25 protein-coding genes and 1 pseudogene are annotated in these 24,210 nt (G+C 60.5%); 6 read left to right on the top strand and 20 right to left on the bottom strand.

The window, feature by feature from the left end:
• Positions 1 to 789 (bottom strand): TSUP family transporter, encoded by a 789-nt coding sequence (locus tag HMPREF0308_RS08110; RefSeq protein WP_005530509.1) that lies wholly within the window; start codon positions 787 to 789, stop codon positions 1 to 3.
• Between the two features lie 21 nt (positions 790 to 810).
• Between HMPREF0308_RS08110 and HMPREF0308_RS08115 the strand changes: the two genes are divergently transcribed.
• The gene (locus tag HMPREF0308_RS08115; protein WP_005530510.1) at positions 811 to 1,866 is read left to right on the top strand and encodes an AbrB family transcriptional regulator; all 1,056 of its coding nucleotides are present in this window, start codon (positions 811 to 813) and stop codon (positions 1,864 to 1,866) included.
• 81 nt (positions 1,867 to 1,947) lie between these two features.
• Here the strand turns inward: HMPREF0308_RS08115 and HMPREF0308_RS08120 are convergent, their stop codons facing one another.
• Together HMPREF0308_RS08120 and HMPREF0308_RS08125 are read right to left on the bottom strand one after the other, a co-directional pair.
• Positions 1,948 to 3,609 carry a DUF885 domain-containing protein gene (locus HMPREF0308_RS08120; protein ID WP_005530512.1) on the bottom strand — a complete coding sequence of 554 codons (1,662 nt, stop codon included), beginning with the start codon at positions 3,607 to 3,609 and terminating at the stop codon, positions 1,948 to 1,950.
• Between the two features lie 69 nt (positions 3,610 to 3,678).
• Entirely contained in the window at positions 3,679 to 4,248 is a 570-nt protein-coding gene (locus HMPREF0308_RS08125; protein ID WP_034657277.1) for an LOG family protein, read from the bottom strand.
• 30 nt (positions 4,249 to 4,278) lie between these two features.
• Between HMPREF0308_RS08125 and HMPREF0308_RS08130 the strand changes: the two genes are divergently transcribed.
• Entirely contained in the window at positions 4,279 to 5,019 is a 741-nt protein-coding gene (locus HMPREF0308_RS08130) for an NAD-dependent deacylase (RefSeq protein ID WP_005530515.1), read from the top strand.
• 65 nt (positions 5,020 to 5,084) lie between these two features.
• Positions 5,085 to 6,176 (top strand): ROK family transcriptional regulator, encoded by a 1,092-nt coding sequence (locus HMPREF0308_RS08135; protein ID WP_005530517.1) that lies wholly within the window; start codon positions 5,085 to 5,087, stop codon positions 6,174 to 6,176.
• 11 nt (positions 6,177 to 6,187) lie between these two features.
• Here the strand turns inward: HMPREF0308_RS08135 and HMPREF0308_RS08140 are convergent, their stop codons facing one another.
• From HMPREF0308_RS08140 to HMPREF0308_RS08180, 9 genes and pseudogenes are all read right to left on the bottom strand, one after another.
• On the bottom strand, positions 6,188 to 6,781 hold the full coding sequence (locus HMPREF0308_RS08140; protein WP_005530519.1) for an HAD-IA family hydrolase: 594 nt from the start codon (positions 6,779 to 6,781) through the stop codon (positions 6,188 to 6,190).
• A gap of 10 nt (positions 6,782 to 6,791) precedes the next feature.
• Complete coding sequence (locus HMPREF0308_RS08145) at positions 6,792 to 7,139, bottom strand: hypothetical protein (protein ID WP_005530521.1); 348 nt, start codon at positions 7,137 to 7,139, stop codon at positions 6,792 to 6,794.
• A gap of 71 nt (positions 7,140 to 7,210) precedes the next feature.
• Positions 7,211 to 7,699: a ferritin gene (locus HMPREF0308_RS08150; RefSeq protein WP_005530522.1), complete on the bottom strand. Its 489-nt coding sequence runs from the start codon at positions 7,697 to 7,699 to the stop codon at positions 7,211 to 7,213.
• A 248-nt stretch (positions 7,700 to 7,947) separates the two neighbouring features.
• Positions 7,948 to 8,730, bottom strand: coding sequence for an HtaA domain-containing protein (locus tag HMPREF0308_RS08155; RefSeq protein WP_005530527.1), 783 nt, complete (start codon positions 8,728 to 8,730; stop codon positions 7,948 to 7,950).
• A 103-nt stretch (positions 8,731 to 8,833) separates the two neighbouring features.
• Complete coding sequence (locus tag HMPREF0308_RS08160; RefSeq protein WP_005530528.1) at positions 8,834 to 9,481, bottom strand: biliverdin-producing heme oxygenase; 648 nt, start codon at positions 9,479 to 9,481, stop codon at positions 8,834 to 8,836.
• Positions 9,482 to 9,583: 102 nt separating this feature from the next.
• Positions 9,584 to 11,080 (bottom strand): SulP family inorganic anion transporter, encoded by a 1,497-nt coding sequence (locus HMPREF0308_RS08165; protein ID WP_005530531.1) that lies wholly within the window; start codon positions 11,078 to 11,080, stop codon positions 9,584 to 9,586.
• Positions 11,081 to 11,169: 89 nt separating this feature from the next.
• Positions 11,170 to 11,616, bottom strand: a pseudogene (locus HMPREF0308_RS08170) (phosphoribosyltransferase); the annotation flags it as partial.
• Positions 11,617 to 11,672: 56 nt separating this feature from the next.
• Positions 11,673 to 13,064: an AMP nucleosidase gene (gene amn / locus HMPREF0308_RS08175; RefSeq protein WP_005530535.1), complete on the bottom strand. Its 1,392-nt coding sequence runs from the start codon at positions 13,062 to 13,064 to the stop codon at positions 11,673 to 11,675.
• Between the two features lie 14 nt (positions 13,065 to 13,078).
• Positions 13,079 to 13,534 (bottom strand): MarR family winged helix-turn-helix transcriptional regulator, encoded by a 456-nt coding sequence (locus tag HMPREF0308_RS08180; protein WP_005530537.1) that lies wholly within the window; start codon positions 13,532 to 13,534, stop codon positions 13,079 to 13,081.
• A 72-nt stretch (positions 13,535 to 13,606) separates the two neighbouring features.
• On the opposite strand from HMPREF0308_RS08180, the gene HMPREF0308_RS08185 reads away from it, so the two are divergent.
• Together HMPREF0308_RS08185 and HMPREF0308_RS08190 are read left to right on the top strand one after the other, a co-directional pair.
• Positions 13,607 to 14,026 carry an organic hydroperoxide resistance protein gene (locus HMPREF0308_RS08185; RefSeq protein WP_005530540.1) on the top strand — a complete coding sequence of 140 codons (420 nt, stop codon included), beginning with the start codon at positions 13,607 to 13,609 and terminating at the stop codon, positions 14,024 to 14,026.
• A gap of 296 nt (positions 14,027 to 14,322) precedes the next feature.
• Positions 14,323 to 15,498, top strand: coding sequence for an esterase/lipase family protein (locus HMPREF0308_RS08190; RefSeq protein WP_005530542.1), 1,176 nt, complete (start codon positions 14,323 to 14,325; stop codon positions 15,496 to 15,498).
• Between the two features lie 15 nt (positions 15,499 to 15,513).
• On the opposite strand, the gene HMPREF0308_RS08195 is transcribed toward HMPREF0308_RS08190, so the two are convergent.
• Genes HMPREF0308_RS08195 through HMPREF0308_RS08215 form a run of 5 tightly spaced genes read right to left on the bottom strand, consistent with a single transcriptional unit; the run spans position 15,514 to position 21,364 of the window.
• Positions 15,514 to 16,569: an HtaA domain-containing protein gene (locus HMPREF0308_RS08195; protein WP_005530543.1), complete on the bottom strand. Its 1,056-nt coding sequence runs from the start codon at positions 16,567 to 16,569 to the stop codon at positions 15,514 to 15,516.
• Between the two features lie 3 nt (positions 16,570 to 16,572).
• Complete coding sequence (locus HMPREF0308_RS08200; RefSeq protein ID WP_005530545.1) at positions 16,573 to 17,379, bottom strand: heme ABC transporter ATP-binding protein; 807 nt, start codon at positions 17,377 to 17,379, stop codon at positions 16,573 to 16,575.
• A complete protein-coding gene (locus HMPREF0308_RS08205) occupies positions 17,379 to 18,422 on the bottom strand; it encodes a FecCD family ABC transporter permease (RefSeq protein ID WP_005530547.1) in 1,044 nt (347 codons plus the stop codon). Before HMPREF0308_RS08205 ends, HMPREF0308_RS08200 begins: the two co-directional genes overlap by 1 nt.
• Positions 18,415 to 19,473, bottom strand: coding sequence for a heme/hemin ABC transporter substrate-binding protein (locus tag HMPREF0308_RS08210; protein WP_005530549.1), 1,059 nt, complete (start codon positions 19,471 to 19,473; stop codon positions 18,415 to 18,417). Before HMPREF0308_RS08210 ends, HMPREF0308_RS08205 begins: the two co-directional genes overlap by 8 nt.
• 43 nt (positions 19,474 to 19,516) lie before the next feature.
• Complete coding sequence (locus tag HMPREF0308_RS08215) at positions 19,517 to 21,364, bottom strand: HtaA domain-containing protein (protein WP_005530552.1); 1,848 nt, start codon at positions 21,362 to 21,364, stop codon at positions 19,517 to 19,519.
• A gap of 125 nt (positions 21,365 to 21,489) precedes the next feature.
• Here HMPREF0308_RS08215 and HMPREF0308_RS08220 point away from each other — a divergent pair, with 125 nt between their 5' ends.
• A complete protein-coding gene (locus HMPREF0308_RS08220; RefSeq protein ID WP_005530555.1) occupies positions 21,490 to 22,011 on the top strand; it encodes a hypothetical protein in 522 nt (173 codons plus the stop codon).
• Between the two features lie 18 nt (positions 22,012 to 22,029).
• On the opposite strand, the gene HMPREF0308_RS08225 is transcribed toward HMPREF0308_RS08220, so the two are convergent.
• The 3 genes from HMPREF0308_RS08225 to bioB are packed head-to-tail and all read right to left on the bottom strand — an operon-like array spanning position 22,030 to position 24,192.
• Positions 22,030 to 22,956, bottom strand: coding sequence for a Sir2 family NAD-dependent protein deacetylase (locus tag HMPREF0308_RS08225; RefSeq protein WP_005530557.1), 927 nt, complete (start codon positions 22,954 to 22,956; stop codon positions 22,030 to 22,032).
• Positions 22,957 to 22,966: 10 nt separating this feature from the next.
• Positions 22,967 to 23,212, bottom strand: a complete 246-nt coding sequence (bsaP, locus tag HMPREF0308_RS08230) for a biotin synthase auxiliary protein BsaP (protein ID WP_005530559.1) — start codon at positions 23,210 to 23,212, stop codon at positions 22,967 to 22,969.
• Entirely contained in the window at positions 23,212 to 24,192 is a 981-nt protein-coding gene (gene bioB / locus HMPREF0308_RS08235; protein ID WP_005530561.1) for a biotin synthase BioB, read from the bottom strand. The genes bsaP and bioB overlap by 1 nt, the downstream gene beginning before the upstream one ends.
• Positions 24,193 to 24,210 lie beyond the last annotated feature (18 nt).

Consider the following 24,210-nt stretch of genomic DNA (forward strand, 5'->3'; position numbering starts at 1 on the left):
TTAGCCCCGTGCGCTATCAAAACCCACGGAGAGGTAAATGCTCATCACCACGACGAGGGTGAGCAAGGCGTAGCGAATCAGCTTGGTGCCACCGCCTAAGACAGTGCGCGCACCGAGCTGGGCGCCAAGTACGTTAGCTGCAGCTAGAACTAGGGCGAGACCCCACAGGATGTGCCCGCCCAGGATGAACACGATGAGCGCGCCGACGTTAGTGCAGGTGTTCACCACCTTGGACATGGCGGCAGAGCGCAAGAAGTTCTGCGAAAAAATTGCGGTGAACGCCATGATGAGGAACATGCCGGTGCCGGGGCCAAAGATACCGTCGTAGAAGGCAATGCACGCCACCGCGCCCAGAGCCGCACACGTGCGCCAGCCGCCGCGGATTCCTTCGCTCTCGTTCGTACCGAAGCTGGGGCGGAAAGCCACGAAGACACCAACGCAGACCATCAGCACGATGATGAGCGGACGCATCACGTCTTTGTCGATCATCGCTGCGGCGCCCGCGCCTAGGCCCGAACACACCATTGCCGCTAGACCCAGGCGAATGAGTTCGGCCGCCGAAGGGCGCACCTTGCGAACGAGAGTAAAGGCAGCCGACGCCGTTCCGGACACTGCGGCCACCTTGTTGGTAGCCAGTGCGGTGGCCGGTGCGAGCTGCGGCGCTACGGCCATAATGAGCGGAATCAGCACGAGACCGCCGCCGCCGATGACGGCGTCAATCCACCCCGCGACTGCTGCTCCGGACGTCAAAATTGCCCAGCCACTAATCCCCAAGTCTGCGAGATCCATGCATTTATTAAACTCGATGCCATGTCTGTTCGTGCACGTTGGGCCATAGTCGTTCCGGGGTCCCTCGCAGTGGGAGCCCTTTTCACCTATCTGCACGTCCCCGCCGCCTGGATCTTGGCAGCCCTTCTTGTCTCGGGTGCCATGGCGCTCAGCACGGGCGAAGAGCTCGTCGTGAACAAGCACTTCTACGCCGTGGCCCGCGGATTCATCGGCATGATGGCGGCGATGCCCCTCACCCTGGTGGCGGCCTCCACCATCATCGGTTTAGTCCCTGCCGCTATCACGATGTCTCTCATCACGGCCATAGTCGGAATGGCAGGAGGCATGCTGCTGCACCGCTCGCAGCCCAAGGATATTTCCTGGGAGACCGGCATCTTGTCGATGCTCCCCGGTGGCGCGTCCCTCATGCCCGCGCTGGCCAGTGAGCTCGGTGCTGACTATCGCTACGTCGCACTGACGCAATACCTGCGCCTTCTGGCGGTATCCATCTCCCTGCCTTTCATAGTGTCGCTGCTGACCAGCCCGGCCGGGCAAGGCGTCGACATGAGCGTCCAAGGTGAAACCACCTGGTGGATCGTGCTGCTCACGGTGGCTATTGCCGTTCTGGGCGAGCGCTTGGGCAAGCTCGCTCACCTGCCAGCTTCATCGGTGCTTGGCCCGCTCATCATCACCGTCATCGTGGCGCAGTTCCTGCCGGCGGGCCACACGCTGGAACCGCTGTACGCGTTCAAGATCATGGCATTCATGTCCATTGGCTGGGTCTGCGGCGGCGGTTTGTCCGTCCCCGCACTGAAGTCCTTTGCCAAGCAGCTTCCGGCCACGATCCTTTTCATCATTGTGGTCATGGGCGTATGCGCGCTGACCGCGTGGCCGCTGACGGCGTGGCTCGGAATTAGCTACTTCGAGGCCTACCTCGCCACCACGCCAGGCGCACTCGAAACCGTTCTGGCGCTCTCCGCCGAAGGTGGCGCGGGCCCAGCCGTCGTGGCGGTGCAGATCATCCGCCTCATCATCGTCTTGGTCATCGCGGGATATCTCCCACAGATCTTGCGCCTGCTCAAACGTCTGCGGAGGTAGGGTTTCGAAAGCATCGCCCTTAACGCGCTAGCCCTGGAGCAGGCACTGTACCTGCTCTGGCGGCATGAGAATTGGGGTCCTTTAATTAAGGACTGCGTGGCGCAGGATAGACATCGGAACCGAGCCCAGTGCGAGGGCCTCGGAGTGGAAGTCACGCACGGACATACCCTGCGCCACGGCTTCCTCGCGGGTCTGCTGCCACAGGCGCTCGCCCAGAGCATAGGAAGGCGCTTGGCCTGGCCAGCCCAGGTAACGGTTGACCTCGAAGTTCAGGTTCGCGTCATCCATCGCGGTGTTCTCACGCATAAACGTCTTCACATGCGCCTTGTCCCACTTGCCCGGATTCGTGCAATCCGGCAGCTTCTTGCCCAAGTGCAATCCGATGTCGACCACCACGCGGGCGGCGCGGAAGCGCTGGGCGTCGAGAAGCCCCATGCGGAAACCAGGATCATCCATGTAACCGAGCTCGGCCATGAGCGCCTCAGCATAGAGCGCCCAACCCTCGCCGTGTCCGGAGTTCCAGGTCACCGCTCGCCGCCACAGGTTGAGATCCTCCTGCACCAGCGCAGAACCCAACTGCAGGTGGTGGCCCGGCGCGCCCTCATGGTGCACCGTGGTCAGCTCCTGCCAGGTGTGGAAGCGCTCCTGACCGGCCGGAACGGACCACCACATGCGGCCCGGGCGGGAGAAGTCATCCGACGGTGCGGTGTAGAAGATTCCACCAGTACCCGCAGGGTCGATGCGGCACTCAATGTTCTTGATCTGCTCCGGAATGTCGAACTCAGTGCCGTCCAGTTCCTTGATCACCTTGTCCGCGGTGGCCTGCATCCACTCCACCAGCGCGTCGGTGCCCTCAAGAACGTAGCGCTCTTCCTGGTTAAGCTTGCGCATCGCGGTCTTCACGTTGCAGTCAGAACCGTACAGCTCGTGGGCGATCTTCTCTTGCTCAGCGCTGATTTCGGCAACGCGTTCAAGACCCCATTCATAAGCCTCGTCAAGATCGACGGTGTCACCAACGAACAGCTTGGAGAAGCGCTCGTAGCGGTCACGCCCCACGGCATCCTCTGTAGGAGCCTGCGGCTGCAAGTCGTTGGAGAGCCAGTCAGCGAACTGACCAAACGCATGCTTTGCTGCTTCCACCTCAGGGTCTTCAACTCCCAGGTTCTCTAGCATCGAATCGGAGTCGGCAAGGCGTTCACACTGCACAAAGACCTCGTTAATTTGGCGGTGCGGCGGAACCATGCCGTGCGAAGCAGCCTCCTTAAGGGAGTCTTTATATCCGGTCAATGCACCGCCCACCTTGGACAGGCGGGAGCGAATGGCGTCCAGCTGTTCCGGAGTGTCCTGGGGCATGAGCAGCAAGGTGTCACGGATGGTCTGCACTGGTGAAGCGATGTTGTTGAGGCTACGGATGTCCTCACCATGGTGATGCAGGTCAAGGTCCAGGCAGAGGCGGTCACGCAGGACCGCGGCGGTTACGTAGTCAACCTCGTCGAAGTCATCCTCGTCATCAGACTCGTCGGTTGTGTCATCCAACGCATCGACGTCAGCGACCATGTCTCGCGTGCGATCCGCGATGGCAGCGTAGTACTCAGGTGAGAAATCCTGCAGTTCACCCTCATAACCCGGGATTCCCCAGGCGGTTGCCTCAGTAGGGCTAAGCTGTGCGAGGTCATGAACAAAGTTATCGCAGGCGGCGTCCAACAGAGAAGGCTGGCGCTTGTGGGTTGACTCTGAACTCATGAGGGTGAAGTCTATCCTCAATCTGCAGGTTAGGGCCAATTCAAAAGCCAAACGTTGTGGCCTTGTTAGCTACTTGTTATTCCACTTAATTCCTGGATTTACCCAACCTTCGAATCCCTCCAGCACAGCCACGGGAGTGGGAGCTAGAACCAGGGCGTCGACAAAGCGGCGCTGCACGAAGCCTGCCTTAGACATTGCGGCAAACATATCGACGAACGGGCGCCAGAACCCCTCAGTATCCACCAGTCCCACAGGTCCCGTCACGTGGCCGAGCTGTTGCATGGTGAGAACCTCAGCGAGCTCCTCCAACGTTCCCACGCCGCCTGGCAGGCAGATGTAGGCATCCGCAAGGTTCTCCATTCGAGTCTTGCGCTCCGCCATGGTTTCCACCACTTCAAGGCTGGTCAGGCCCGGATGCGAGAGCTCCAGATCCACCAGCTCCTCTGGGATCACGCCGGTTACGCTTCCGCCGTGGGCGAGGCAGGCGTCTGCCACGATGCCCATCAGCCCCACGTTGCCGCCGCCATAAACCAGGTTCAGACCGCGGTCTGCCAGCTCCTCCCCCAGCTGCCGGGCTGCCTCACCATAAGCTTCAGAGTTACCTGTGGCCGATCCGCAATACACCGCAACTGACTTCATGGATTTCATCCTATAGCTATCGTGGCTTTCATGAATGACAGTCCCAGCGCCCCACTTCGCCATGCTCTGGATCGCGCGCGCGATTTAATAAAGAACGCCCACCGCATTGAGATATTCACGGGCGCTGGCATGTCTGCCGATTCAGGTCTGGCCACGTACCGCGATCCCGATTCTGGAATCTGGGAGAACGTAGACCCACAGGACATGGCAACCATTGATGCATGGGCCAAGGACCCAATCCGTATGTGGCGCTGGTACGCCCACCGCCGCCATCAGGCGGAAAAGGCGCAGCCCAACGCAGGTCATATTGCGTTGGCGCAGTGGGATAAAGAGGTCACTGTCACCACCCAGAACATTGATGACCTGCATGAGAGAGCAGGCACTGACGACGTCGTGCATCTCCACGGTTCCCTCTTTGCCTTCAGGTGCTGCATGTGTGGGCGCCCCTGGCGCGGCGGAGTCGATACGGATACTCCGCCAGAGTGCCCGCTCTGCGGGAACTTGGTGCGGCCGGGCGTTGTGTGGTTCGGCGAGGCCCTTCCCCAACGGGAATGGGAGGAAGCAGAGAAGAGGATGGCCGCTGCCGATCTGGTGATAATCGTGGGCACTTCGGGCGTGGTATACCCCGCCGCTGGACTGCCCCGGATAGCACACCAGTTAGGAACACCGATCATCGAAGTTTCTCCGCAAAGCACAGATTTAACCAGCTTATCTACGGTTTTTATTAATTCAACGGCCGCGGATGCACTTCCCAAGTTGGTCAACCTTTAGACCATGTTGTCTAGCTGTCAAGTGCCCCATTAGACAAGGCGGTCTAGCCTGTCTATACTTTACACATGCTCAAACCTGGACCAGTGTTCACGCGCCCACGCACCCCGGCAGCGAAGTGCCTCCACCTCGTGCGTCTTAATCCGATCATCACGCGCAGTGAGCTCGTCGAAGCGACTGGTCTATCCCAACCCACGATCACCCGTGCCACCGCGGCTCTTCTCCAAAAGGGCCTCGTCCAGGAACGCAATGACCTGACTCGTTCACGCGGCCGCGGCCGCCCCACCGTTCCCCTTGAGGTCGCCGAGAATAACTGGATTCTCGCCGGCATTGCGGTGGGTACCTCCCAAACCCACATCGGCTTTTATGACACGATGGGCCGCACGATCCGCGAAGACGACGTCTCTACCCCAGTGGCGCAGTTGAGCGAAGAAGACTTCATTGAGCACATCATGGCGGGCGTCAACCGCCTGATGACCGGCCTCGATCGCAAGCTGGTTTCCGTCGGCGTCACCACCTCTGGCACCGTGGACAACGAGGGCCGCATTACTGCGAGCAACTTGGGCTGGGAAAACGTCGACATCGCCGAGCGCCTGCGCTTTCAGTTTGGCGTTCCCGTGGTTGTCTCCTCCGCAATCCCCGCTATCTTGGGCTCCGAAACACAGGCCGCCGAGCTCGGTAACACCGATCCAGTTCTCGTTCTCTTCGCGGATGACTCTATCGGTGCGGCACTTTCTGCCAATGATGAAGTCTCCCAAATCATTCCCCTTCCGGCGACATCCCAGCTCGCCGACCCAGAGGAATCACTCACCACAGCGGCCGTCCTGCGCAAGCTCGGCCGCACCGGCACCTTGGCTGAGGCCGTCGCAGCTGCCGCAAACAACCCGGCTGAACGCAAAATCCTGGATGACCGTGCCCGCCAACTGGGCGAAATCGCCGCATTGCTCGTAAACGAATATCAACCAGCCACTGTCGTTGTAGCGGGTAGCGCCTTCCTCGACGACCCTGCAGCCCCGAAGCTCTTTGCTGCCGCGGTGCGCGAAAAGGCCGGTCGCAGTACCCAGCTGCGCGTCATCCCCTCCCTCAAAGAGATCGTTCGCGCCATCACCCGTGCGATTGCGCTGGACCCGCTTCTGCGCGTGCCGCTGGAACTGTTTTAAGACTCGGCCATTTAAGACTCGTCCACGATTGCGCGCACGTCGTCGGCGCTCGTGAACAAGTGCGCCTGCAATCCTGCTGCGGCCGCTCCATCGACAAAGTCTTGCCGATCATCAAAGAAGTGCACCTTCTCAGCTGTCGCGGCAAGAGCATCGACGGCAACTTTGTATGCCTCTACATCCGGTTTGGCCACGCCAATATCGCAGCTAAATACCACTGCAGCGCAGTCTTCAATCCAATCGTGTTCACTGCGTACGGCATCCGCCAAGGTAGTGGGGATGTTAGAGAGCAAGCCCACCGTGTGCCCCTCGCCAATGAGCCGCTGCACTAAAGCAACCATCTCCGGTTCGGAGTCCATGTAATAGCGATTGTCGAGTTCCACAGCTTCCGCAACGTCAAACTCCCCGAGCTCCACGCTGGCAGAAATACGGTTCCAATACATTGAATCGGACATGATTCCGGCGTCGTATGCCGGGCGAAACTCCTGATAAGTTTCCCAGAACCTCGCGGGGTCCGCGGGATTTACCAGCCTCTCGAGCTCGGCTTGTTGCTCCGCGCTGGCAATGCGCATGAGCACGCCGTACATATCGAAAAGAAGCTTAGCCATGCGCCCCAGTCTAGACGCGGCGCGCCTGAGTCAGCACAGCCAGGATTCCCACCGCGGCACCGGCAACGAACATCGGCAGCGGAACTTCAGCATGACTCCACGGCAGCATACCGATAGAGGCAACGGATCCGAGCAGTAAAAGCCCAGCCAAGCTATACAGCGAACGAGTCACCGGACGGCACACGCCAAGCGCACCCGCTAGCATCCCGAACCCTGCTACTGGACCGAGCATCAGCGCAAAGGTGAAAAGAAATGTGCCCAACGCAAGGTACGTCGAGTTCATAGCCATACCACCGACTAGAGCCACCGCCAGTAGTGCTAGTGCAAAACTGATGAGGATCTTGTTCTTGGTAGTCATAAATAAAGTCTCCCACCGAGCGTTTACTCGATGGGAGACTTTATTAAATCTTGACGGCTTCGTTATAGATATTACGAGTTGCGGGATGCCAGGCCAGCGTCGATGCGCAGCAGGCCAGAGCCATCGTTGCCAACCAGCTTAATCTGGTCAATAATCTCGCTAACAGTAGCCTCTTCCCCAATCTGCTCATCCAAGAACCAGTTAATGAGGGAGCGGGAATCCAAGTCACCAGCAGCGTCAGCGGCGCGAGCGATCTCACGGATCTGCTCGGATACCTTCTGCTCGTGAGCAAAGGCAGCCTCGAAAGCATCCAACGGAGTTGCTGCCTTGATGGAAGGAACCGGGATGTCAGAAAGCTCTACTCGGTAGCCGCGGTCCAGCAGGTGCTGAGCAATCTTCTGCGCATGCTCGCGCTCTTCTGCAGCCTGTGCGTAGAACCAGTCGCGCATACCCGGGAAGGAGAGGTTGTCCAACTCGTATGCCAGCTGGGTGTAAATCAGAGCAGCGCCGTGCTCGTTGATTACCTGGTTGTTCAGGAGGGTTTGCAGCTTCTCGTCCATGTCAGGAACCTTTCTCTAAGACCCCCGGTAAGTGCAATTTCCTATCAAACCGGGGCGTTTCATTAAGTGCAACACCAACAATACAGATTTATTTCCGTCGCGCTAGGAAGGATTGCTTTAGCAAACATGCCGGTCAAAGCTACTTTTTGGGTTGGATATCCTAACTTTACTCAGGATATCCACCACTGCATTCCCTCCTTAGGGCAACCGCGACACAACCAAGCCACGCTTGACGACGCCGCCCTTGCCTAGAACAGCTTCGGCAGTTTCAGACCCGGAATCGCACCAGAGAAGGCAGCACCGACTGCAGCCAGAATCGCAATAATCGCGGCTATAATGCCGCCGATTGCACCCGCGGAAGAACCCGCTTCAGGCTTCGGATCTGGCTCAGTAGTCGCCTTGGCATAGGTGACAGTGAGGTCAGTGTTTCCGTCATCTAGCGGTCCCGGCTTGTAGATGCCCAGCATCACGTCGCTGCCAACCTGGGTGATGGACGTCTGTGCACCTTTGGTGGTGTAGGTCTTCTCTGCTGCCGGAACAATTGCCTCGCTCAACTTAAAAGTGGAGATTTTTGCGTCATCCAGGTTGGTCTCAAGTGCCTCCTTGCTGCTTGGCCCCTTGGTGCCGGTGGCCTTCACGTCCGCCGTGATGGTGGCATCAGTGCCGGAAACCACCACCTTGATGTCGCTGAACGTCATATCGAGACCATAGCTGCCATTTGGACCCAGGCCCGGGTGTGCTTGGAAGTGCAGCGAGCCATCAGTGTCGATGGTTCCGTTACCCTTTGCGTCAACCTTGGATGCGGAAGCATTCACTGGAAGCTTGAAAGTTTTGCCAGCGAGGACGGCACCATCAGTGGCCTCAATCTTCCCTTTCGCAAAAGGCTTTTGTACGTAGGAAATGAAGGACTCCTTGATGGGCCAGTTGAGCTCACCGGAAGCGAGGGCAGGAATTTGGGCAGCGGTAGCAGTAGGTACTGCGAGAGCACCGGCCACGAGAGTGGTGGCGGTGAGCACAGAGATTGGCTTCATTTAGTTCTCCGAATCAGAAAGAGTGTAGATGAAAGTATGCAAGCTTAGCCTTGCCATACCAAAGATAGGTTAGGCAAGGCTAAATTTAAAGTCAAGACCTGTTTTAGTGGAGCCGATCTAACTCAGCAAAGATGCCCGAGTTAAACGCAAAAGCCGCCTGGGCCTCAGAAATAAGCGCCGCCCGCTCCGCTTCTACCAATCGCATCTCATCGATACGCTGCCGGTAACCATTACGGTAAGGCGGAATCTTCCCGATCGCGGTGAAGTCGTAGAAGTTAAGCGCATCCGGATCAATCCCATACAGTGCACCCAACCGCGCCGCAATAACCTGGCCGCCGGAAATGTCACCGAGGTAGCGCACGTAGTGATGCGCCACAACCTCAACCGCATGCTCAGGTGCAGCCAACTGCTCAAGGCGAGCCACATAAGCCGCAGTAGCCGGCAAGATGCGAACCTTATCACGCCAATCCCCTCCCAGCTGCTGAGTCAGATCGACCTCGAGAGCATCACGGCGCTCCAAACGCGGATCGGCCACAGCACTCGCGGTTGCCGTTTCCGCCACAGCACGCACGGCTCGCTCCAACGCCTCATACACAAACCACAGCTGACCGGTCAGATCGGCGACAGCTTTGGCATCTAGCTCGCCCGCCATGAGCCGCTGCATAAAGCTCGATCCCTCCGCCCCCTCGTGGGCACGCGCAGTCGCCTCGCGCAAAGCCAGCGATAACGGTTGATCCAGTGCAGTGGTCATAAATTCTCCTTAGAAAAGTAACGCTTACCTAACTTACTGAAACCAATTTAAAGTTAGGGTCGCCTAAAAATCAATATTTGAGGAGAAAATCAACCAAAAGAACTACCAGTCTAATTTTCCGCTCAAACGCTCCAAGCGCTGCAAGCTCGCACCATCCAAGCCCCGGAATTCCACCTCGACCCCGCGGTCGGCATACTTTTCCTGCACCGAATCCAGCGTCGCCACCGTGGAGGCATCCCAAATTTCGGCGCCACTTAGGTCAATAACCACGCGCTCTTCCGGCAACGTGTAGTCGAAGGCATAAACCAGATCGTTCGAGGACGCGAAGAAAAGCTGCCCGCGCACGAAGTAGGTGTTTCCTTCCAAGTCCACCGACACGAAATGCGCCACACGGCGAGCAAAAGCCACCGACGCCGTCAGCACGCCGGCGACCACACCCACTGCCAGGTTGTGGGTGAGCAAGGTGCCCACCACGGTTACCAACATGACCACTGTTTCCGAAAGCGGCATAAGCCGCAGCGTGCGCGGGTTAATCGAGTGCCAATCCACGGTCGCACCAGCGACAATAATCATCACCGCTACCAACGCCGCCATAGGAATGCGGCCGACGGTCTCCCCCAAGACCACGACGAGGATGAGCAGGAAGACGCCGGCGAGGAACGTCGACAAGCGCGTGCGTGCCTGCGCGCCCTTCACATTGATCATGGTCTGGCCAATCATCGCGCACACACCCATTCCACCAATCAGAGCGGACAAGATGTTTCCCACGCCTTGGCCTAAGGACTCGCGCGTCTTATCGGAGTGCGTGTCCGTAATGTCGTCGACAAGCTTCGCCGTCAGCAGCGATTCCATCAGCCCCACCAGAGCCACGCCAATCGCGTAAGGAGCGATGAGCTCGAGCGTCTCCAGATTCAGCGGCACGTTCGGGATAAACAATCCCGGCAGGCTCGTAGGCAGCTCACCTTGGTCGGCCACGTCCGGGACCTCCCACCCGAATGCAATAGCCAACACCGTGACCACCAGGATGGTCACCAAAGGCGCAGGGATCACCGTGGTCAGACGTGGCAGCACCAGCATGATCACCAGACCCACGCCCACCAGCACGTATGCCATCCACGGGACGTCGCGCAGGTGCGGCAGCTGCGCGGTAAACATCATGATGCCCAAAGCGTTGACGAATCCGGTCATCACCGAGCGCGGGATGAAACGCATGAGCTTGGCGACGCCCAGCATCGCCAAGATGATCTGCAAGATGCCGGCCAACATGATGGTGGCCACCACATAGTCAAGGCCGTGACTGTACGACAACGGCGCAATAACCAAGGCCACCGCGCCCGCCGCCGCAGAAACCATCGCGGGGCGTCCGCCGGTAAACGCGATGGAGATTGCCATGATCACCGAGGCAAACAAACCCACGCGCGGATCGAGCCCTGCCAAGATGGAAAAGCTGAGAACCTCAGGAATCAGCGCCAGCGCTACCGCGAGGCCGCCGAAGACCTCCATACGAAAGCGCGCTGGCGAAGAAAATGCGTATTTAAAACTGCCGAGAACAGAAGTAGGTGCGGGTTGCGTAGATGCAGGTGCTGGTTGTTGAGACACCGCACATACTCTAGCGGCCCCTAGGCCCCTTCCCTAAAGGAACCGTCAGCAGTGATAACAGGCAGAACCGACCACGCAAAATTGATTCAGGCATCTGTCTTTTTCCACGAGAAATCCGGCTCAAAGATGGTCGTGGGCTTGGTGTAGATAACGGCTGACTTCACCTCGGCGGCCGTTTCCGCCAGCAGGTTGACCACGAGATCGAGAGTCTTTCCAGAATCAGCCACGTCATCGACCACCAGAACCTTCTTGCCCTGCAAGGAATCGGTATCCAGCTGCGGGTTAAGCAGAACTGGCTCGGGCAGGGTCTCCCCGATGTCGGTATAGAACTCCACGTTGATTGCACCCATTTCTTTGACGCCGATTGCATAGCCGATGGCGCCTGCTGGGATGAGGCCGCCGCGGGCGACACCCACGATGAGCTCAGGGAACCAGCCGGAATCCACAATCTCCTGAGACAGGTGCCGGGATGCTTCACCGAAGACCTCCCACGTCAGGTTTTCGCGATCAGGGTAGTACCACTCGGGCTGGGTCATGGAATCTATTCCTTGGGAGACGACGATTTTCGATCCAGCTTAGTCGCATGCCCCGCTCAACGAAACGGAATCTCCCCAATGGTGCGACGCAGCTTGCGAGTGCGGAGTCGCTCGGGATTCTCTGCGAGGGTCTCCATCGCGCGCACGGCACACATGACGTGCGCCTCCTTTGAGTTTGAATAGAAAGCTTGCGCGCCCGCTGGCAGCTTGGGCACCGCGTGCAACGGAAGATCCGACACGGACAGCAGCGTGCCGTAGGGGATGCGATATCTGTACCCATTCGCCGCGAGCATGCAGGACTCCATGTCGATGGCCACGGCGGTCGAGCCACGCAGCCACTCCCACAGCTCGCGCGGGGTGCGCCATTCCCAGTTGCGGTCCGCAGTAGACAGGACGGTGCCCGTGCGCATGAGTTCGTTGTCGGCGCCGTAGACCTCCTCGACGGCGGCCTCGAGCATGCGCTGGACCTCCGGGATGGCAGGAATGGGAACGTCGACGGGAATGGCGCGATCCAGAATGTGATCATCGCGCTGATAGGCGTTGCCGAGGATGAGGTCGCCGATGCGCATGCGGCCGTCGAGGCCCGCGCAGTGGCCAATCATGATCCACGCCTCCGGACGCAGCACCGCGAGGGAATCCGTGATGGTCTTCGCGTTGGAAGGACCCACGCCGATATTGATCATCGTGATGCCATCGCCGTCCGGCGTCGTGAGATCGTAGCGCGGCATCTGCACTCGGGTTTGGAGGTCTGCGACCTCGACACCCCCGGCGGCATCGGCAGGCACCGTGCGCCCATCCGGTAGAACGAGGGAGTCATAGCGGGAACCCAGCGCGCGCAGGCCAAAGCGCATGAACTCCGTCATGTGCATGCCGTAGTTCGTGAAGAGAATGTACTTCTGGAGCGAGTCGACCTCGATGCCGGTGTAGTGCTCAATGCGCGCACAGGCGATGTCGAAGCGCTGCGGACCGAAGTGGAACAGCGGCTTGTCGCCGCCGTGGAAGACATCCCAGTGGCCATCGATGATGGCGTCGTGGACCTCGTCGAGCGTGGGCCGCGGAACCTCCGCCGGGCGCTGCTGCGGGACCATCTCGACGCCCTTGATGTACTCGGGTGGGATGCGCACGTCCGAGGGGCCGACAAAGATCTCGCACGGGTAATTCTCGGTGAGCCGAGTGAGCTGTTCCTCCAGGTATCCGCGCAGGAGGTGCGGCTTAGACAGCACAGCGACGTACCGGCCGGACTCATCCACGTATCCGAAAGGCTCGGAGCGGTCGATGGGGCGCCATTCCTTGACGTCGACGACGATCTGCGGATAGACGACGTGCGCGTAGTCCGCGTACTCGCCCTTCTCGAGGCACACGCGCGCACGCTCACACGAGGATTCGTAGAGGTCGATGAGACGCTCGACCGCTGCGGCCGCGTCAGGAACAGGCGAAAGCTGGGTCATAGCCCCCGAGTGTATTAGCGATCCGCGTCCTCGGCATCCGCGGCAATTGCCTCCGACAAGCGGTCGAGCTCCGACTTCAGCATCTGGATATCGAGTCCAGAGGCGGAGAAACGTTCCATCTGGCGCCGCGGAACGTCCTCGGCATGGTCACGTAGCGCCCGCCCCTGGTCTGTCAGCTTCACAACGCGACGGCGCTCGTCCTGCGGATCAATAGCGCGCGTGAGCAAACCTTGCTTCTCCATGCGGCGCAGCAGAGGGGTCAAGGTGCCCGAATCTAGCCCCAGCTCGGCCGAGAGCTCCTTCATCGTCACCGGATCCTCATGGCCCCAGAGCGCTAACATGGTGACGTACTGGGGATAAGTCAGCCTCATTGGCGCAAGTACGTCCTGGTAAGACCGCTGGACGGCATGGCTCGCTCGGTAGAGGGCGAAGCAGAGTTGGTTGTCCAGTTCCAAAGACGCGTGTGACATGTCTCTAGTACAACGCACTAGGGTTGCGCACAATTAAATTGCGTACAAGGAAATCAACGTAAGGACCCCATCATGGAACCGCTCTACACCACCGAAGCACTCGCAACCGGTGCTGGCCGCAACGGCCGCTCCGTCGTTAAGGATTCTGATCTGGACTTCGATCTGGCCGCTCCGAAGGAAATGGGCGGCTCGGGCGACGGCGTTAACCCGGAGCAGCTTTTCGCCGCCGGCTACGCCGCTTGCTTCCACGGTGCCCTGCAGCTCTTAGCCAAGGGCGAAGGCGCCGACCTAGGCGAGTCCTCCGTGGGCGCTCGCGTTTCCATCGGAAAGGATGAGACCTCCTTCGGTCTTGCCGTTGAGCTCGAGGTCACCATCCCCAACCTGCCGCACGACGAGGTACAGAAGCTGGCCGACAAGGCACACGAGGTCTGCCCGTACTCCAAGGCAACCCGCGGCAACATCGACGTCAAGGTTTCCGTCGTCGAGAATTAATCCCCACCCCTCGCGGTAGCTCGTCCCCCGACTACCGCTTCCAGAGATAAACGAAGGCCCGTCAGCTGCGCACTGACGGGCCCTCTCCCCATGACTAATCTTTCGGCACTCACCTGGAGAAGGAAGTGGAGCGCAACCTTCCTGGCAAGCAACCGCCCGTGATTAGGCAAGGCTTAGTTTATAAACCTTTAGTTGGATGGTCAAGGGGGAACGAGAACTTTCTCCCGCGATCCCGTGAAAAATCATCGCTACCACTAATGATTCCGAAAAAATAATGTATCGCGGCACGAAATAGGATGGGAGTTATGGCAACAGAATCGTTCAAAGAACCGCTCAAAGAACTCGAAGCCCTCATCTCCGAGGGACTCGGACGGTTTTGGCGTTCAGACCCGACTCCCCCTTCCGTCAGCTACGACGCCACCGAAGGCCTGCCGGAGACACCGGCGGCGGAACAAGTTTCCGACTCTCCGCGCCATGGCATCACCACCCCTGCGCCCGCTAACGCCTTGCGCGAGGAAGTGGCCGACGAAATCGCCGAGCTATTGCGTGCCGAGCGCCGCAGCTTCTTCGACCTCGACTTTCGCCATCCACGCGGGTCCGCAGGCGACGACCACGAGGCAGAGACCGCAGCACGCCTGGCATCGCTACCGCTCGGCGCACGCCTGAAGCCACGCGGCGTTTTTGAGGACGACTGGGCAGCGCGCCCGGATGAAGACCACCCATGGCCCATCATTCTCATCCATGGGACGACGGATACGAAGGGCGTATGGCAGCTGCTCGGCTCCGAACTGCGCGAGGACGGCTGGGCCGTGTTCGCACCGGACTATGGTGCCCGCGCCACCGGCCCCATCGCCGCCTCCGCCGATCAAGTCGGCGCGTATATCGACGCGGTCCAAGCCGTCACCGGCGCGGAGCAGGTCGTGCTCATTGGACACTCCCAAGGCGGCATCGTCGCCCGCTACTGGATGCATAACCACGATGCGGTGGACCGCGTGCGCCACATCATCTGCCTGTCGGCGCCCAACCACGGCACCACCCAAGGCGGAATCGTCAGCTCGTTGATTTCCAACCGCCGCCAAGAACACGTCATGCGCTCCATCATCGACGCTTACTTCGGCCCAGCTGGCATGGAACAAATCGTGGGCAGCGCGACGCTGAACGAGCTCAACCACAACGGTGACCTGGCCCCCGGTGTGAGCTACACATGCGTGGCCACCAAGCAAGACTCCATCGTCGTGCCGCCGGAAACCTGTTTCTTGGATCCCGGCGACACTCCCGACGGAACGGTGCGCAATGTCTATGTGCAAGACGTCGACAAACGCGCCGTCGTCTTACACATGGATATGCCCATGGACAAGCGCGTGCGCGCCATCGTGCGCACGGTGCTCAAACAGCTCTCCCCCACCCAGGACAATCCTAACGACGCCCAAAGCCACGCCCTTGCCAACGCGGGTCACGCCGACTCGGATTAAACCCGTGCAGGTTCGCTAACGCAGGCGCGCCAGCAGGGAATCAAGGACGCCGGACTGCACGATGGCACCACCGATGACCGCAAACATGCCGCCCAAAGCGGTCAGCGCCAACACGATATTCCACACATTGGAAAAAGAAGAGCCTTCTGGGTCCTTCCCAGGAGTCTGTCCTTGGTCTTCTGTCCCCTTTTCCGGCTTCTTCTCTGGGTCCTTCCCAGGAGTCTTTCCTTGGTCTTCTGTCTGGTCCTTGCCCTTCTCGTCGCGGCCCGGCTCGGTCTGCCCCCCCGGGGTGGTCTCGGTGCCCTCATCGGCAGGACCCTTACACTCGGACGCGGTCTTCAAGGTCACCTGCACATCATCAAGTTCCGGCTTGTTGTCCTCGTTGTAAACGCCCATGAAGATCACGTCGACACCCTCGATGTGCTGGATCTTCTTCTCGCGATCGTAGTAGGTACCCGACTTCGGCTTGTACTTCACGTCGGTCGCTTTCAGCGTGAGCGTATCGCCGTCCTTCGACCATGCGGCACTACCCTCAGCGAAGGTATCCGTGCCGGACTTCTTGTTTTCTTCCGTGCGGTCCTCCCGGGTGTATTCCGTCATGTCCTTACCCGGCACGTAGTAGCCCTCGTAGGACGTGCCCGCCTTTGCCTGCGCTGCCTCCGTGAGGACATAAGGCGAGAGCATCTTGGTGTACAACGCGCCGTGGTGGCCCTCAAACTCCAGCGTCGAATCCTTGGTTCGAATATCGGCTTTCGTGACGGTGCCGTCTTCGCCCAGGCTCACCGAGGACGCAGAAGGATCCACCTCGAAGTGGAACTGGAAGTCTGCTCCGCCTTTGTTGCCCTCGTCCTGCGTCACCGCGCCAGACGTGGTCCACTTACCCTTCGCGATGCGGCCGGTGATGTAGCTGCGGAAAGATTGCTTGATGCCCCAATTCACAGTGCCGGAGACAACGCGGGTCTCCAGAGTCTGGCCAGCGGCACACGTGGGGGCATCAGCAGCAAACGCTGCCGGAACGGTCAGCGCCGAGGCAGTCAGCGCCAGCGCGAGAGAAGAAGAGACAATACGCATGAGTTAAGACTCCTTTAGTAGATAGACAAAAGACTGCTCGGGATCGGCGGCCTGACGCCGCGCCGGATGGACTGAAATGTGGCCGTCCGCCTCCCTCACCTGGATGGGCCAGCGATAGACCTGCGACAAAATCTCGTCGGTGTAGACCTCGCGCACCGGGCCGGCGGCGGCAACTGCCCCGTCTGCTAAGCACACGATGTGATCGCAATAGGCCGCAGCGGCACCCAAATCGTGGAGTACCACGAGCACCGCCACTCCAGCCTGCGCCGCAATCGAGCGCACCAATCCCAAAACTTGTTCTTGGTGGCGGATATCCAGCGCCGCAGTCGGCTCGTCGAGGAGAATCACCGGGGTCTGCTGCGCCAGTACACGGGACAACGCCACACGCGCACGCTCCCCGCCAGAGAGCGTGGCAATATCGCGGCCGGCCAAGTGCGTCGCATCCACCGCCGCAAGCGCTGCGTCGATGATCGCGTCGTCCTCGGCCTGCCGGGCGGTGCCCTCCCAAGGACGCCGGCCCATGGCCACTACATCTCGCACGAGAAACTGGAAGGACACAGTAACGTCCTGCAGCATCACCGCACGCGCACGGGCCAACGCCCCTGGGGAGGCCACCGCCGGATCCTGCCCCACGAGGGAAACGGAACCGGTGTAATCAATATCGCCGGCGATGGCCGCCAGCAGCGTGGACTTGCCCGCACCATTCGGGCCGATGAGGCCGGTGACCTCCCCTGGGCGGGCGACAAGGGAGACATCGGAAAGCAGGTTCCGCTCGCCGATCGAAACGGAAAGATTCGCAACGTTAATCATCAGTGCATTCCTTTCTTCATCATCCGGCGCAACAGCACGAAGAAGGTGGGGCCACCCACGAGCGCGGTAAAGATACCGATGGGAAGGTCGGCGAAAGGAATAAGCGTGCGCGCAGCGACGTCGGCAAAGCCAATGAGTACGGCGCCCGCCACCGCAGAGGCTGGCAGCAAGACCCTGTTTTCTGGGCCCATGATCGTGCGCAGCAGGTGCGGCACGATAAGGCCGACGAACCCAATAAGTCCAGCGAAGGCAACTGCGCCGGCGGTAAGAATAGCCGAGGCAGCGATGGCGATAATGCGCAGTCGCTTGACGTCGACGCCAGTGTGTTCCGCGGCGCGCTCGCCCAGCGCGAGCACATCGAGCTGGCGGCCAAGACACAGCGCGATGGCCATCCCGACGAGGGCGATGGGGAGGACCACCCACACGTGTTTCCACTGGGAGCCGTTGAGCGAACCCATTTGCCAAAAGATGATCTGCTCGCGGTTCGAAGTGGGCGCCAGGTACATCATGAAGGAGATGATGGCGTTGCACACCGCGTTGATGGCAATGCCGGTCAGGATCAGATTGACCACCGCCACACGCCCTCGTGAGCGCGCCAACTGATAGATCAGCGCGGTAACCAGCAGCGCCGTAGCAAACGCCGCGAGCGGGACCGTGAAGGTACCCAGGACGGAGATATTAAAGACGATTACCACGGCCGCGCCCACACCGGCACCGGAGGTCACGCCCACGATGGAGGGCTCAGCCAGCGGGTTGGCGAACACGGCCTGCATGAGCGTGCCCGCCACGCCCAGGCACGCGCCGACCAAGAAACCGAGCAGAATGCGCGGCAGGCGGATCTGCCACACGACATTGGCCGTCAAGCCACCATCAGGGCCCGCGACCATAATCTGCACCAGGTCACCCAGCGCGACGTAGTACTGCCCCAGCGCGAGCGACAGGACGAAGGCGACACCAAGCAGCGCCGCGAGCAATACGAATACACCACGCCGCAGCCGGGAGCGTCGCGCGAAGACCTCCGTGGAGGCCGCCGGTTTAAGCATTGTCTGGGTCATAGATTGCCTGCGCGAGTTTGAGAAGAGTCTGTCCGGTCAAGGGCCCGAAGGCGAGCGATTGCCCGTCTGGGATGGTCACGATCCGCTGCTTTTGGCCCGCGGTGGTTTGTGCAATGCCAGGGCGCTCGAGGAGGCCTTCGACGCCGCCGGTCGACTCCAGGCCGCCCGTCATCATGATGATGACCTCAGGGTTAATCTTTGCCAAAGATTCGGCGTTGGCAGGTTCGGCGTACGAGAGGTGGTATTCGGTGCCGAGGTCTACGCCGCCCACACCCTCAATGAGGTCCTTGGCGCCCGTGCCTTCTCCCATGATGAAGAAGATGCCGCCGTTGCCGCGCGCGTAAAGGAACGCCATGCGCATGGGCTTCTCCGGCACGATGTCTGCGATGGCCGCCTTATCTTTTTCGATTTCTTCGACGGAGCGGTTGGCCAGCGTTTCGCCGTCGTCTGGCAGACCCACGACCGCGGCCAGGTTTTTGATGTCCTCGTCCACCGAGTCAATGGTGCGTTTCGGCTCCATGACTACGGTGGTCACTCCTGCGGCGCGAATCTGGTCGATGGCGTCGCGCGGGCCGATCGAATGATCGACGATGAACAGCGTGGGCCGGAGCTCGAGCACGGCCTCCACGTTGATGTTGTGTCCGCCCTGGGTCACGACGGGGCGATCGGCGATAGCGTTTTCCGTCGACGACACCGTGCGACCCACGATATTGTCCGTAAGCCCCAGGCCCTCGAGGGTTTTCGTATACGTACCGTAGAGATCCAATGCCACGATTCGGGACACATCCGTAACGGAGACGTCGTAACCGTCAGCATCCGTGAGCTCCACCGGCAGAGCGGGAGTAGGCGACTCCGTCACCGCGACGACATCCTCGAAATCTGTCACATTCGACACGCCCGTAAACGAGCGCGGGTCTTTGGCCGACTGCGCGTCTGGGAGGGCTTCGCGCAGCTGCGCGTCTTGGGATTCATAGGCGCCTTGGACGCCGCACCCCGTGAGGGCGAGGACACACGCCAACGCCACCAAAAGTCGTTTCATGCGAAACGAATCCTTTCTCAAGTCTTGGGTAAAAAGGGGTGCGCTACGCCGGGTTGCGCAGGACGACGGAGCCCATGGAACCGCCGGCGATGGCGAGGCCTGCGATAAGCAGCAGGAGCCACGTGGTCGCCTCCGGCGAGGAGCCCGAGGCTGCGGCCTTCTTGATCTGGAAGTTGCCGCTGCCGTCTTCATAACCAGACGTGCTCGTGCCGTCCGCGGCCTGCAGGCCGTTTCCCGCAGAGCTTTCCGATGCCGCCCGCTTTGCCGCCGCAGCACTCTGACCGCCGGCAGTCGTCACCGCACCAGTGTTTGCCGTAGTTCCACTCACTCCGGCGCAGTCCCCGGATCCACCAAGTTGCGCGTGCAACGAGAGCGGATCAAGGGTCGTGCCCGGCTCATAGAAATTCGCGAACGCATCATTTCCCGCTGCAGTCAGCGTGACGGTGGCTTCGCCGTCGACGGCAGAGTCACTCACGTCGAGCTGGCTAAACGACATGTCTCCGAGCACCGTGCGTCCAAAGTCCTTGCGCTCGCCCTCCATGTTGGAGGAACGCACGTCAGCGATGAGTTGACCGCTCGTCCCGTTGAACCGGACTTCTAGGTTCGCGATAGTGAGATCGAGGACCCCGTTGTGGCCGGTAAAATGCATGGAGCCGCCGTAGCGGATGGAACCTGACCGCGCCGCTGTATCCACATCTCCGCCGTTGCCCGTGAACTGGAAACGCGAGTTGTCGTACCCTACGCCGTCGAGCGTCCAGGCGCCCTTGGCGATGGAGCCGGTGATATACGACTGGAAGGACTTCTTGACGCCCCACTCGGCGGTCGCAGCCTGCACGCCCGTGGCTACGCAGGTTTCTGACTGCCCTCCACTAGCCGCGGACCCGGGGTCTTGCGACCGCGCGGTTCTTGTGGTTCCAGTAGTGCCGGAAGTACCCGAAGTACTACCCGAAGCACCCGAAGGGTTCGCGGTGCCCGAAGTGCTCGCGGTGCCCGAAGTGCTGGCGCCCGACGTGCCTGAACCACTGGTGGTGCTAGTGGTCGTACCCGTGGCGGCATCCGTGCGAGAACGGAAGGATTTTAGCTGGTCTAGGAAGGACTCCGTGTTGCCCATGAAGGTGGTCAGGCCATTCATGGTGTCGTTCGTTTCCTTCAAAATCGCCATAGCTTCTGCATTGCGACCGGTAAACGTGCCCGAGATTGTCCCCAAGGACTTCGAACCGCTGCCTGAACCGCCAGAAGACCCGCCGCAGCTGCCGTCCGTGGCCACGGTCCCTGACGAGGGGTCCATCGACTGTCCCGCCTCATAGGCGATAAAGAGTTTGTGCCCTTCGTCGGTGAGCCTGACGTCGCCGGAAAGGTCGAGCGTGCGTGCGGACGCGTCGACGGGTTGCGCTAGATCAATCCCCGCGATGACCACGTTATCTCCGGTAATCCGCGGGCCGCGTGCGGACTTATTCACCATGTCAGATTCATAAGAGACGTAATCCACCACGATCGCCGCCCGGTTGCCGGAGGCCTGAATCTTCCAGTCCGTCAGCGTCATATCCAACAGATTGTCGCCGCCGTAGTTGTGGCCAGTGAAGTGGATGACGCCGCCAAAGGGGACGGTGACGGTATCGCCGTGTACGGAGGCCTTACCCGGAGTGAAGGTAAAAGCACCGTCTGCGCCGGTTTCGGAACCGGTAAAACCAATGCCGTCCGTTTGCCACTTGCCTTTGGCGACTTGGCCTTGGATATAGCTTCGGTAGGACTGCTTAATGCCCCAATTCCAGGAGCAGGTTCCGGCAGCCGAGGCGACAGGAGCGTTGAGCGCGACCGAAGGGAGTGCGATGAGAGCACTGGCAGCAAGAGTGCCCAATATTCGACGGAGAATCACGGATATAGTCCTCATGAAGTAATGATGAGACGAACAAAAAGAATCAGAAGTTAGGCTACACATACCTATGCAGTTTTGCATAGGCTACACTAACCTAAGTTAGGTAAGCAACCCCCAACAAAGGACACTCTTATTCCGTCATGACATCGTCGACTACCAGCTCCTTCAAAAATCTGTATCCCGACGTAGACCCCACGCGTGGGTTACCTCTCAGCGTCTCCGAGCGCCTTGCGCTGTCTCTCGCGCTCGCGATTGCAGCCTATGGAGCCGTAACCGCAGACATGCTCATTGCAGGCGCCGGCATGGCCTTCACCCTCATAGCCTCGGTGCTGCAACAGCACAAGACCGCGCGTCGGATTCGCTCCGAAGCGCGCACTCGCTTCCCCAGCGAAGACTGGGCCGAACACCGCGCCACGCGGCGGTTCAACCTCGGCGTCCTGGTCCCTTTGTGGGTCGGAATCATCATCGCCTTGTGCGCGGCCGGATACTGGTTCGTGCCGCCCGAATATGCAACTCCCGCCGCCATCGTCATCGCGGTTCTCGTTGCCCTGCTCGCCTGGTTCATGCCAGGCATCAGCCCCCTGTGGCGAGGCAAGCAGACCGATCCCCCGGCACCAGAGGAAGACACCGACACCGCAGTCATGTACTTCGAGAAGCTTTAGGCTTGCCGCACCCCAGCCTTACACATCAAGCAGATCCAGTAGCTCATCAAAAGCTGGCGCGACCTGCGTGCGCCACAGCGTCGTCGCCTTCGGGTCGCCGCGTCCGGGGCCGCCGTTAATCACAGAGACTTCCTTGCCCTGTTTGAGCGCGTCGAGCATGAAGCGGTATCCGCTCATCACCGCGAGCGACGACCCAACGACGATCAGCGAACTCGACCGCGCCAGCAAATCCCGCGCTGCGTCCCGCCGCTCCGCCGGAACCGGCTCGCCGAAGTAGACGACGTCCGGCTTGAGCAACTCCGATCCGCAGCGGATACATGGAGCCATCACGAACTCGTCCACCGCCTGCTGCGAGAGCGCGACGTCGCCGTCCGGGTTAACTTCATCCGCGCGCACGACCCAGCGCTCCAGATAGCCCGGATTCGCGGCAGCCAGCCGGGCATCAAAGGCCCCACGGTCTTCTGCATACCCGCAGTTCAGGCAGACAACATGCTCCATATCGCCGTGGAGCGGGATAAGCGTTTCAGTTCCGGCTTCTTTATGCAGGCCGTCCACGTTTTGCGTCACGATGCCGGAGAGCAGCCCGGCGCACTCCAGCTCCACGAGTGCGTAGTGGGTACGGTTCGGCCTCGCCGCATCCATGACTCGCCAGCCCACGAACGAGCGCGCCCAATAGCGGTGGCTCGCGGCGGAATCATAGCGAAATTCCTGATACGTCATCGGCGTATGCCTCGATAGCGACCCTTGAGGGCCGCGGTAGTCCGGGACGCCGGAATCCGTCGACACGCCCGCTCCCGTGAGGACCATGACCCCGCCGGCACGCAGTTGCTCAGCGACCCGCTCCGCCGCGTGCGGGGTCGGCTCAGTTGTCTCGCTCACCACCCGCTGGATAGACCGCAGCGCGGAGCGGTGGGCAAGTGCAATGCCCGGATCCTGAAAAGCCATGTCCGCCAGCTTACGCGGGCAGGTGCTCCTCGTAGAGCCAATCCGAGTCCAGCTCCCCGTGGCGCGAACACTTCGTACTCCAGCCGTCCGGGCGGACCTGCGCCACCATGCGGCGGCCACAGATCTGGCAGTAGCGCGGCACATCCAATCCCGCCGCTGCCGCCGGGTGCAGGTGCGCCTCATGGAAAGGCTCACCCGTGTTCGGGTGGAAAATAGGCTCCTCGCCAGCCAGAACGGCCGCCGCTAGCTCGTCCACTAGAGGGCCTTAATCGGCAGGTCGATGCGACCCAGCATGTCGACGTCCTTCTCGATCTGGCGGCCAAGCGTGGTCAGGTAGTTGCCGGCGATGATGGCGTTAATGCCGCCGAGCAGGCCCTTCTCCGTGCCGTCGTCGCCAAGCGAAAGCTCGCGGCCGCCTGCAAAGCGCAAGGTCACAGACGGCATCGCCAAGCGGAACGCCGCCACCGCGCGCAGCGCCTCACCCAGCGGGACCAGCGGATAATCCGCGAACGGGGTGCCAGGACGAGGATCGAGGAAGTTCATTGGGACCTCGCAAGGCTCGATCTGCGCGAGCTGGTACGCGAACTCCGCGCGATCCGCCAGAGACTCGCCCATACCGATGATGCCGCCGGAGCAGACCTCCATGCCCACCGCGCGCACGTTGTCGAGGGTCTCCTTGCGCTCTTCCCAGGTATGCGTAGTCACCACGTTAGGGAAGAAGGAACGGGAGGTCTCCAGGTTGTGGTTGTAGCGCTGGGCGCCCATGTCCTTCAGGCGCTGCGCCTGCTCGCGCGTGAGCGTGCCGAGCGAGCAAGAAATCTCGATGTCTACCTCATCCAGGATGGCGGGGATTGCCTCCGCGACCTGGGAAAGCAAGTTCTCATCCGGCGACTTTACGGCGGCAACGATGCAAAACTCCGTCGCACCAGTCTTGGCGGTCTTCTTGGCGGCCTCCACCAGCTCAGGGATGTTGAGGCGGGCAGCGCGCACTGGGGACTCGAAGAGACCTGACTGCGAGCAGAAGTGGCAGTCCTCAGGGCAGCCGCCGGTCTTGATGGAGATGATGCCCTCCACCGAAACGTCTGGGCCGCACCACTTCAGACGAGTCTGGTGGGCGATGTCTGCGATTTCCTCCAGCTGCTCATCCGGAACCTGCAGCACTTCCAGCAATTCTTCTTGGCTGAGACCAATACCCTGGCCTAGGGCTTTATCACGGGCGATATCGATAATGCTCATGGAGAGCAGCGTACTTGA

The organism is Corynebacterium striatum ATCC 6940 (genome assembly GCF_000159135.1).
GTDB lineage: Bacteria > Actinomycetota > Actinomycetes > Mycobacteriales > Mycobacteriaceae > Corynebacterium > Corynebacterium striatum.

Excerpts from the sequence above, each read along its gene's own strand:
- HMPREF0308_RS08110 (WP_005530509.1), bottom strand. The coding sequence starts at position 789 with ATGGATCTCGCAGACTTGGGGATTAGTGGCTGGGCAATTTTGACGTCC.
- HMPREF0308_RS08115 (WP_005530510.1), top strand. The coding sequence starts at position 811 with ATGTCTGTTCGTGCACGTTGGGCCATAGTCGTTCCGGGGTCCCTCGCA.
- HMPREF0308_RS08120 (WP_005530512.1), bottom strand. The coding sequence starts at position 3,609 with ATGAGTTCAGAGTCAACCCACAAGCGCCAGCCTTCTCTGTTGGACGCC.
- HMPREF0308_RS08125 (WP_034657277.1), bottom strand. The coding sequence starts at position 4,248 with ATGAAGTCAGTTGCGGTGTATTGCGGATCGGCCACAGGTAACTCTGAA.
- HMPREF0308_RS08130 (WP_005530515.1), top strand. The coding sequence starts at position 4,279 with ATGAATGACAGTCCCAGCGCCCCACTTCGCCATGCTCTGGATCGCGCG.
- HMPREF0308_RS08135 (WP_005530517.1), top strand. The coding sequence starts at position 5,085 with ATGCTCAAACCTGGACCAGTGTTCACGCGCCCACGCACCCCGGCAGCG.
- HMPREF0308_RS08140 (WP_005530519.1), bottom strand. The coding sequence starts at position 6,781 with ATGGCTAAGCTTCTTTTCGATATGTACGGCGTGCTCATGCGCATTGCC.
- HMPREF0308_RS08145 (WP_005530521.1), bottom strand. The coding sequence starts at position 7,139 with ATGACTACCAAGAACAAGATCCTCATCAGTTTTGCACTAGCACTACTG.
- HMPREF0308_RS08150 (WP_005530522.1), bottom strand. The coding sequence starts at position 7,699 with ATGGACGAGAAGCTGCAAACCCTCCTGAACAACCAGGTAATCAACGAG.
- HMPREF0308_RS08155 (WP_005530527.1), bottom strand. The coding sequence starts at position 8,730 with ATGAAGCCAATCTCTGTGCTCACCGCCACCACTCTCGTGGCCGGTGCT.
- HMPREF0308_RS08160 (WP_005530528.1), bottom strand. The coding sequence starts at position 9,481 with ATGACCACTGCACTGGATCAACCGTTATCGCTGGCTTTGCGCGAGGCG.
- amn (WP_005530535.1), bottom strand. The coding sequence starts at position 13,064 with ATGACCCAGCTTTCGCCTGTTCCTGACGCGGCCGCAGCGGTCGAGCGT.
- HMPREF0308_RS08180 (WP_005530537.1), bottom strand. The coding sequence starts at position 13,534 with ATGTCACACGCGTCTTTGGAACTGGACAACCAACTCTGCTTCGCCCTC.
- HMPREF0308_RS08185 (WP_005530540.1), top strand. The coding sequence starts at position 13,607 with ATGGAACCGCTCTACACCACCGAAGCACTCGCAACCGGTGCTGGCCGC.
- HMPREF0308_RS08190 (WP_005530542.1), top strand. The coding sequence starts at position 14,323 with ATGGGAGTTATGGCAACAGAATCGTTCAAAGAACCGCTCAAAGAACTC.
- HMPREF0308_RS08195 (WP_005530543.1), bottom strand. The coding sequence starts at position 16,569 with ATGCGTATTGTCTCTTCTTCTCTCGCGCTGGCGCTGACTGCCTCGGCG.
- HMPREF0308_RS08200 (WP_005530545.1), bottom strand. The coding sequence starts at position 17,379 with ATGATTAACGTTGCGAATCTTTCCGTTTCGATCGGCGAGCGGAACCTG.
- HMPREF0308_RS08205 (WP_005530547.1), bottom strand. The coding sequence starts at position 18,422 with ATGCTTAAACCGGCGGCCTCCACGGAGGTCTTCGCGCGACGCTCCCGG.
- HMPREF0308_RS08210 (WP_005530549.1), bottom strand. The coding sequence starts at position 19,473 with ATGAAACGACTTTTGGTGGCGTTGGCGTGTGTCCTCGCCCTCACGGGG.
- HMPREF0308_RS08215 (WP_005530552.1), bottom strand. The coding sequence starts at position 21,364 with ATGAGGACTATATCCGTGATTCTCCGTCGAATATTGGGCACTCTTGCT.
- HMPREF0308_RS08220 (WP_005530555.1), top strand. The coding sequence starts at position 21,490 with ATGACATCGTCGACTACCAGCTCCTTCAAAAATCTGTATCCCGACGTA.
- HMPREF0308_RS08225 (WP_005530557.1), bottom strand. The coding sequence starts at position 22,956 with ATGGCTTTTCAGGATCCGGGCATTGCACTTGCCCACCGCTCCGCGCTG.
- bioB (WP_005530561.1), bottom strand. The coding sequence starts at position 24,192 with ATGAGCATTATCGATATCGCCCGTGATAAAGCCCTAGGCCAGGGTATT.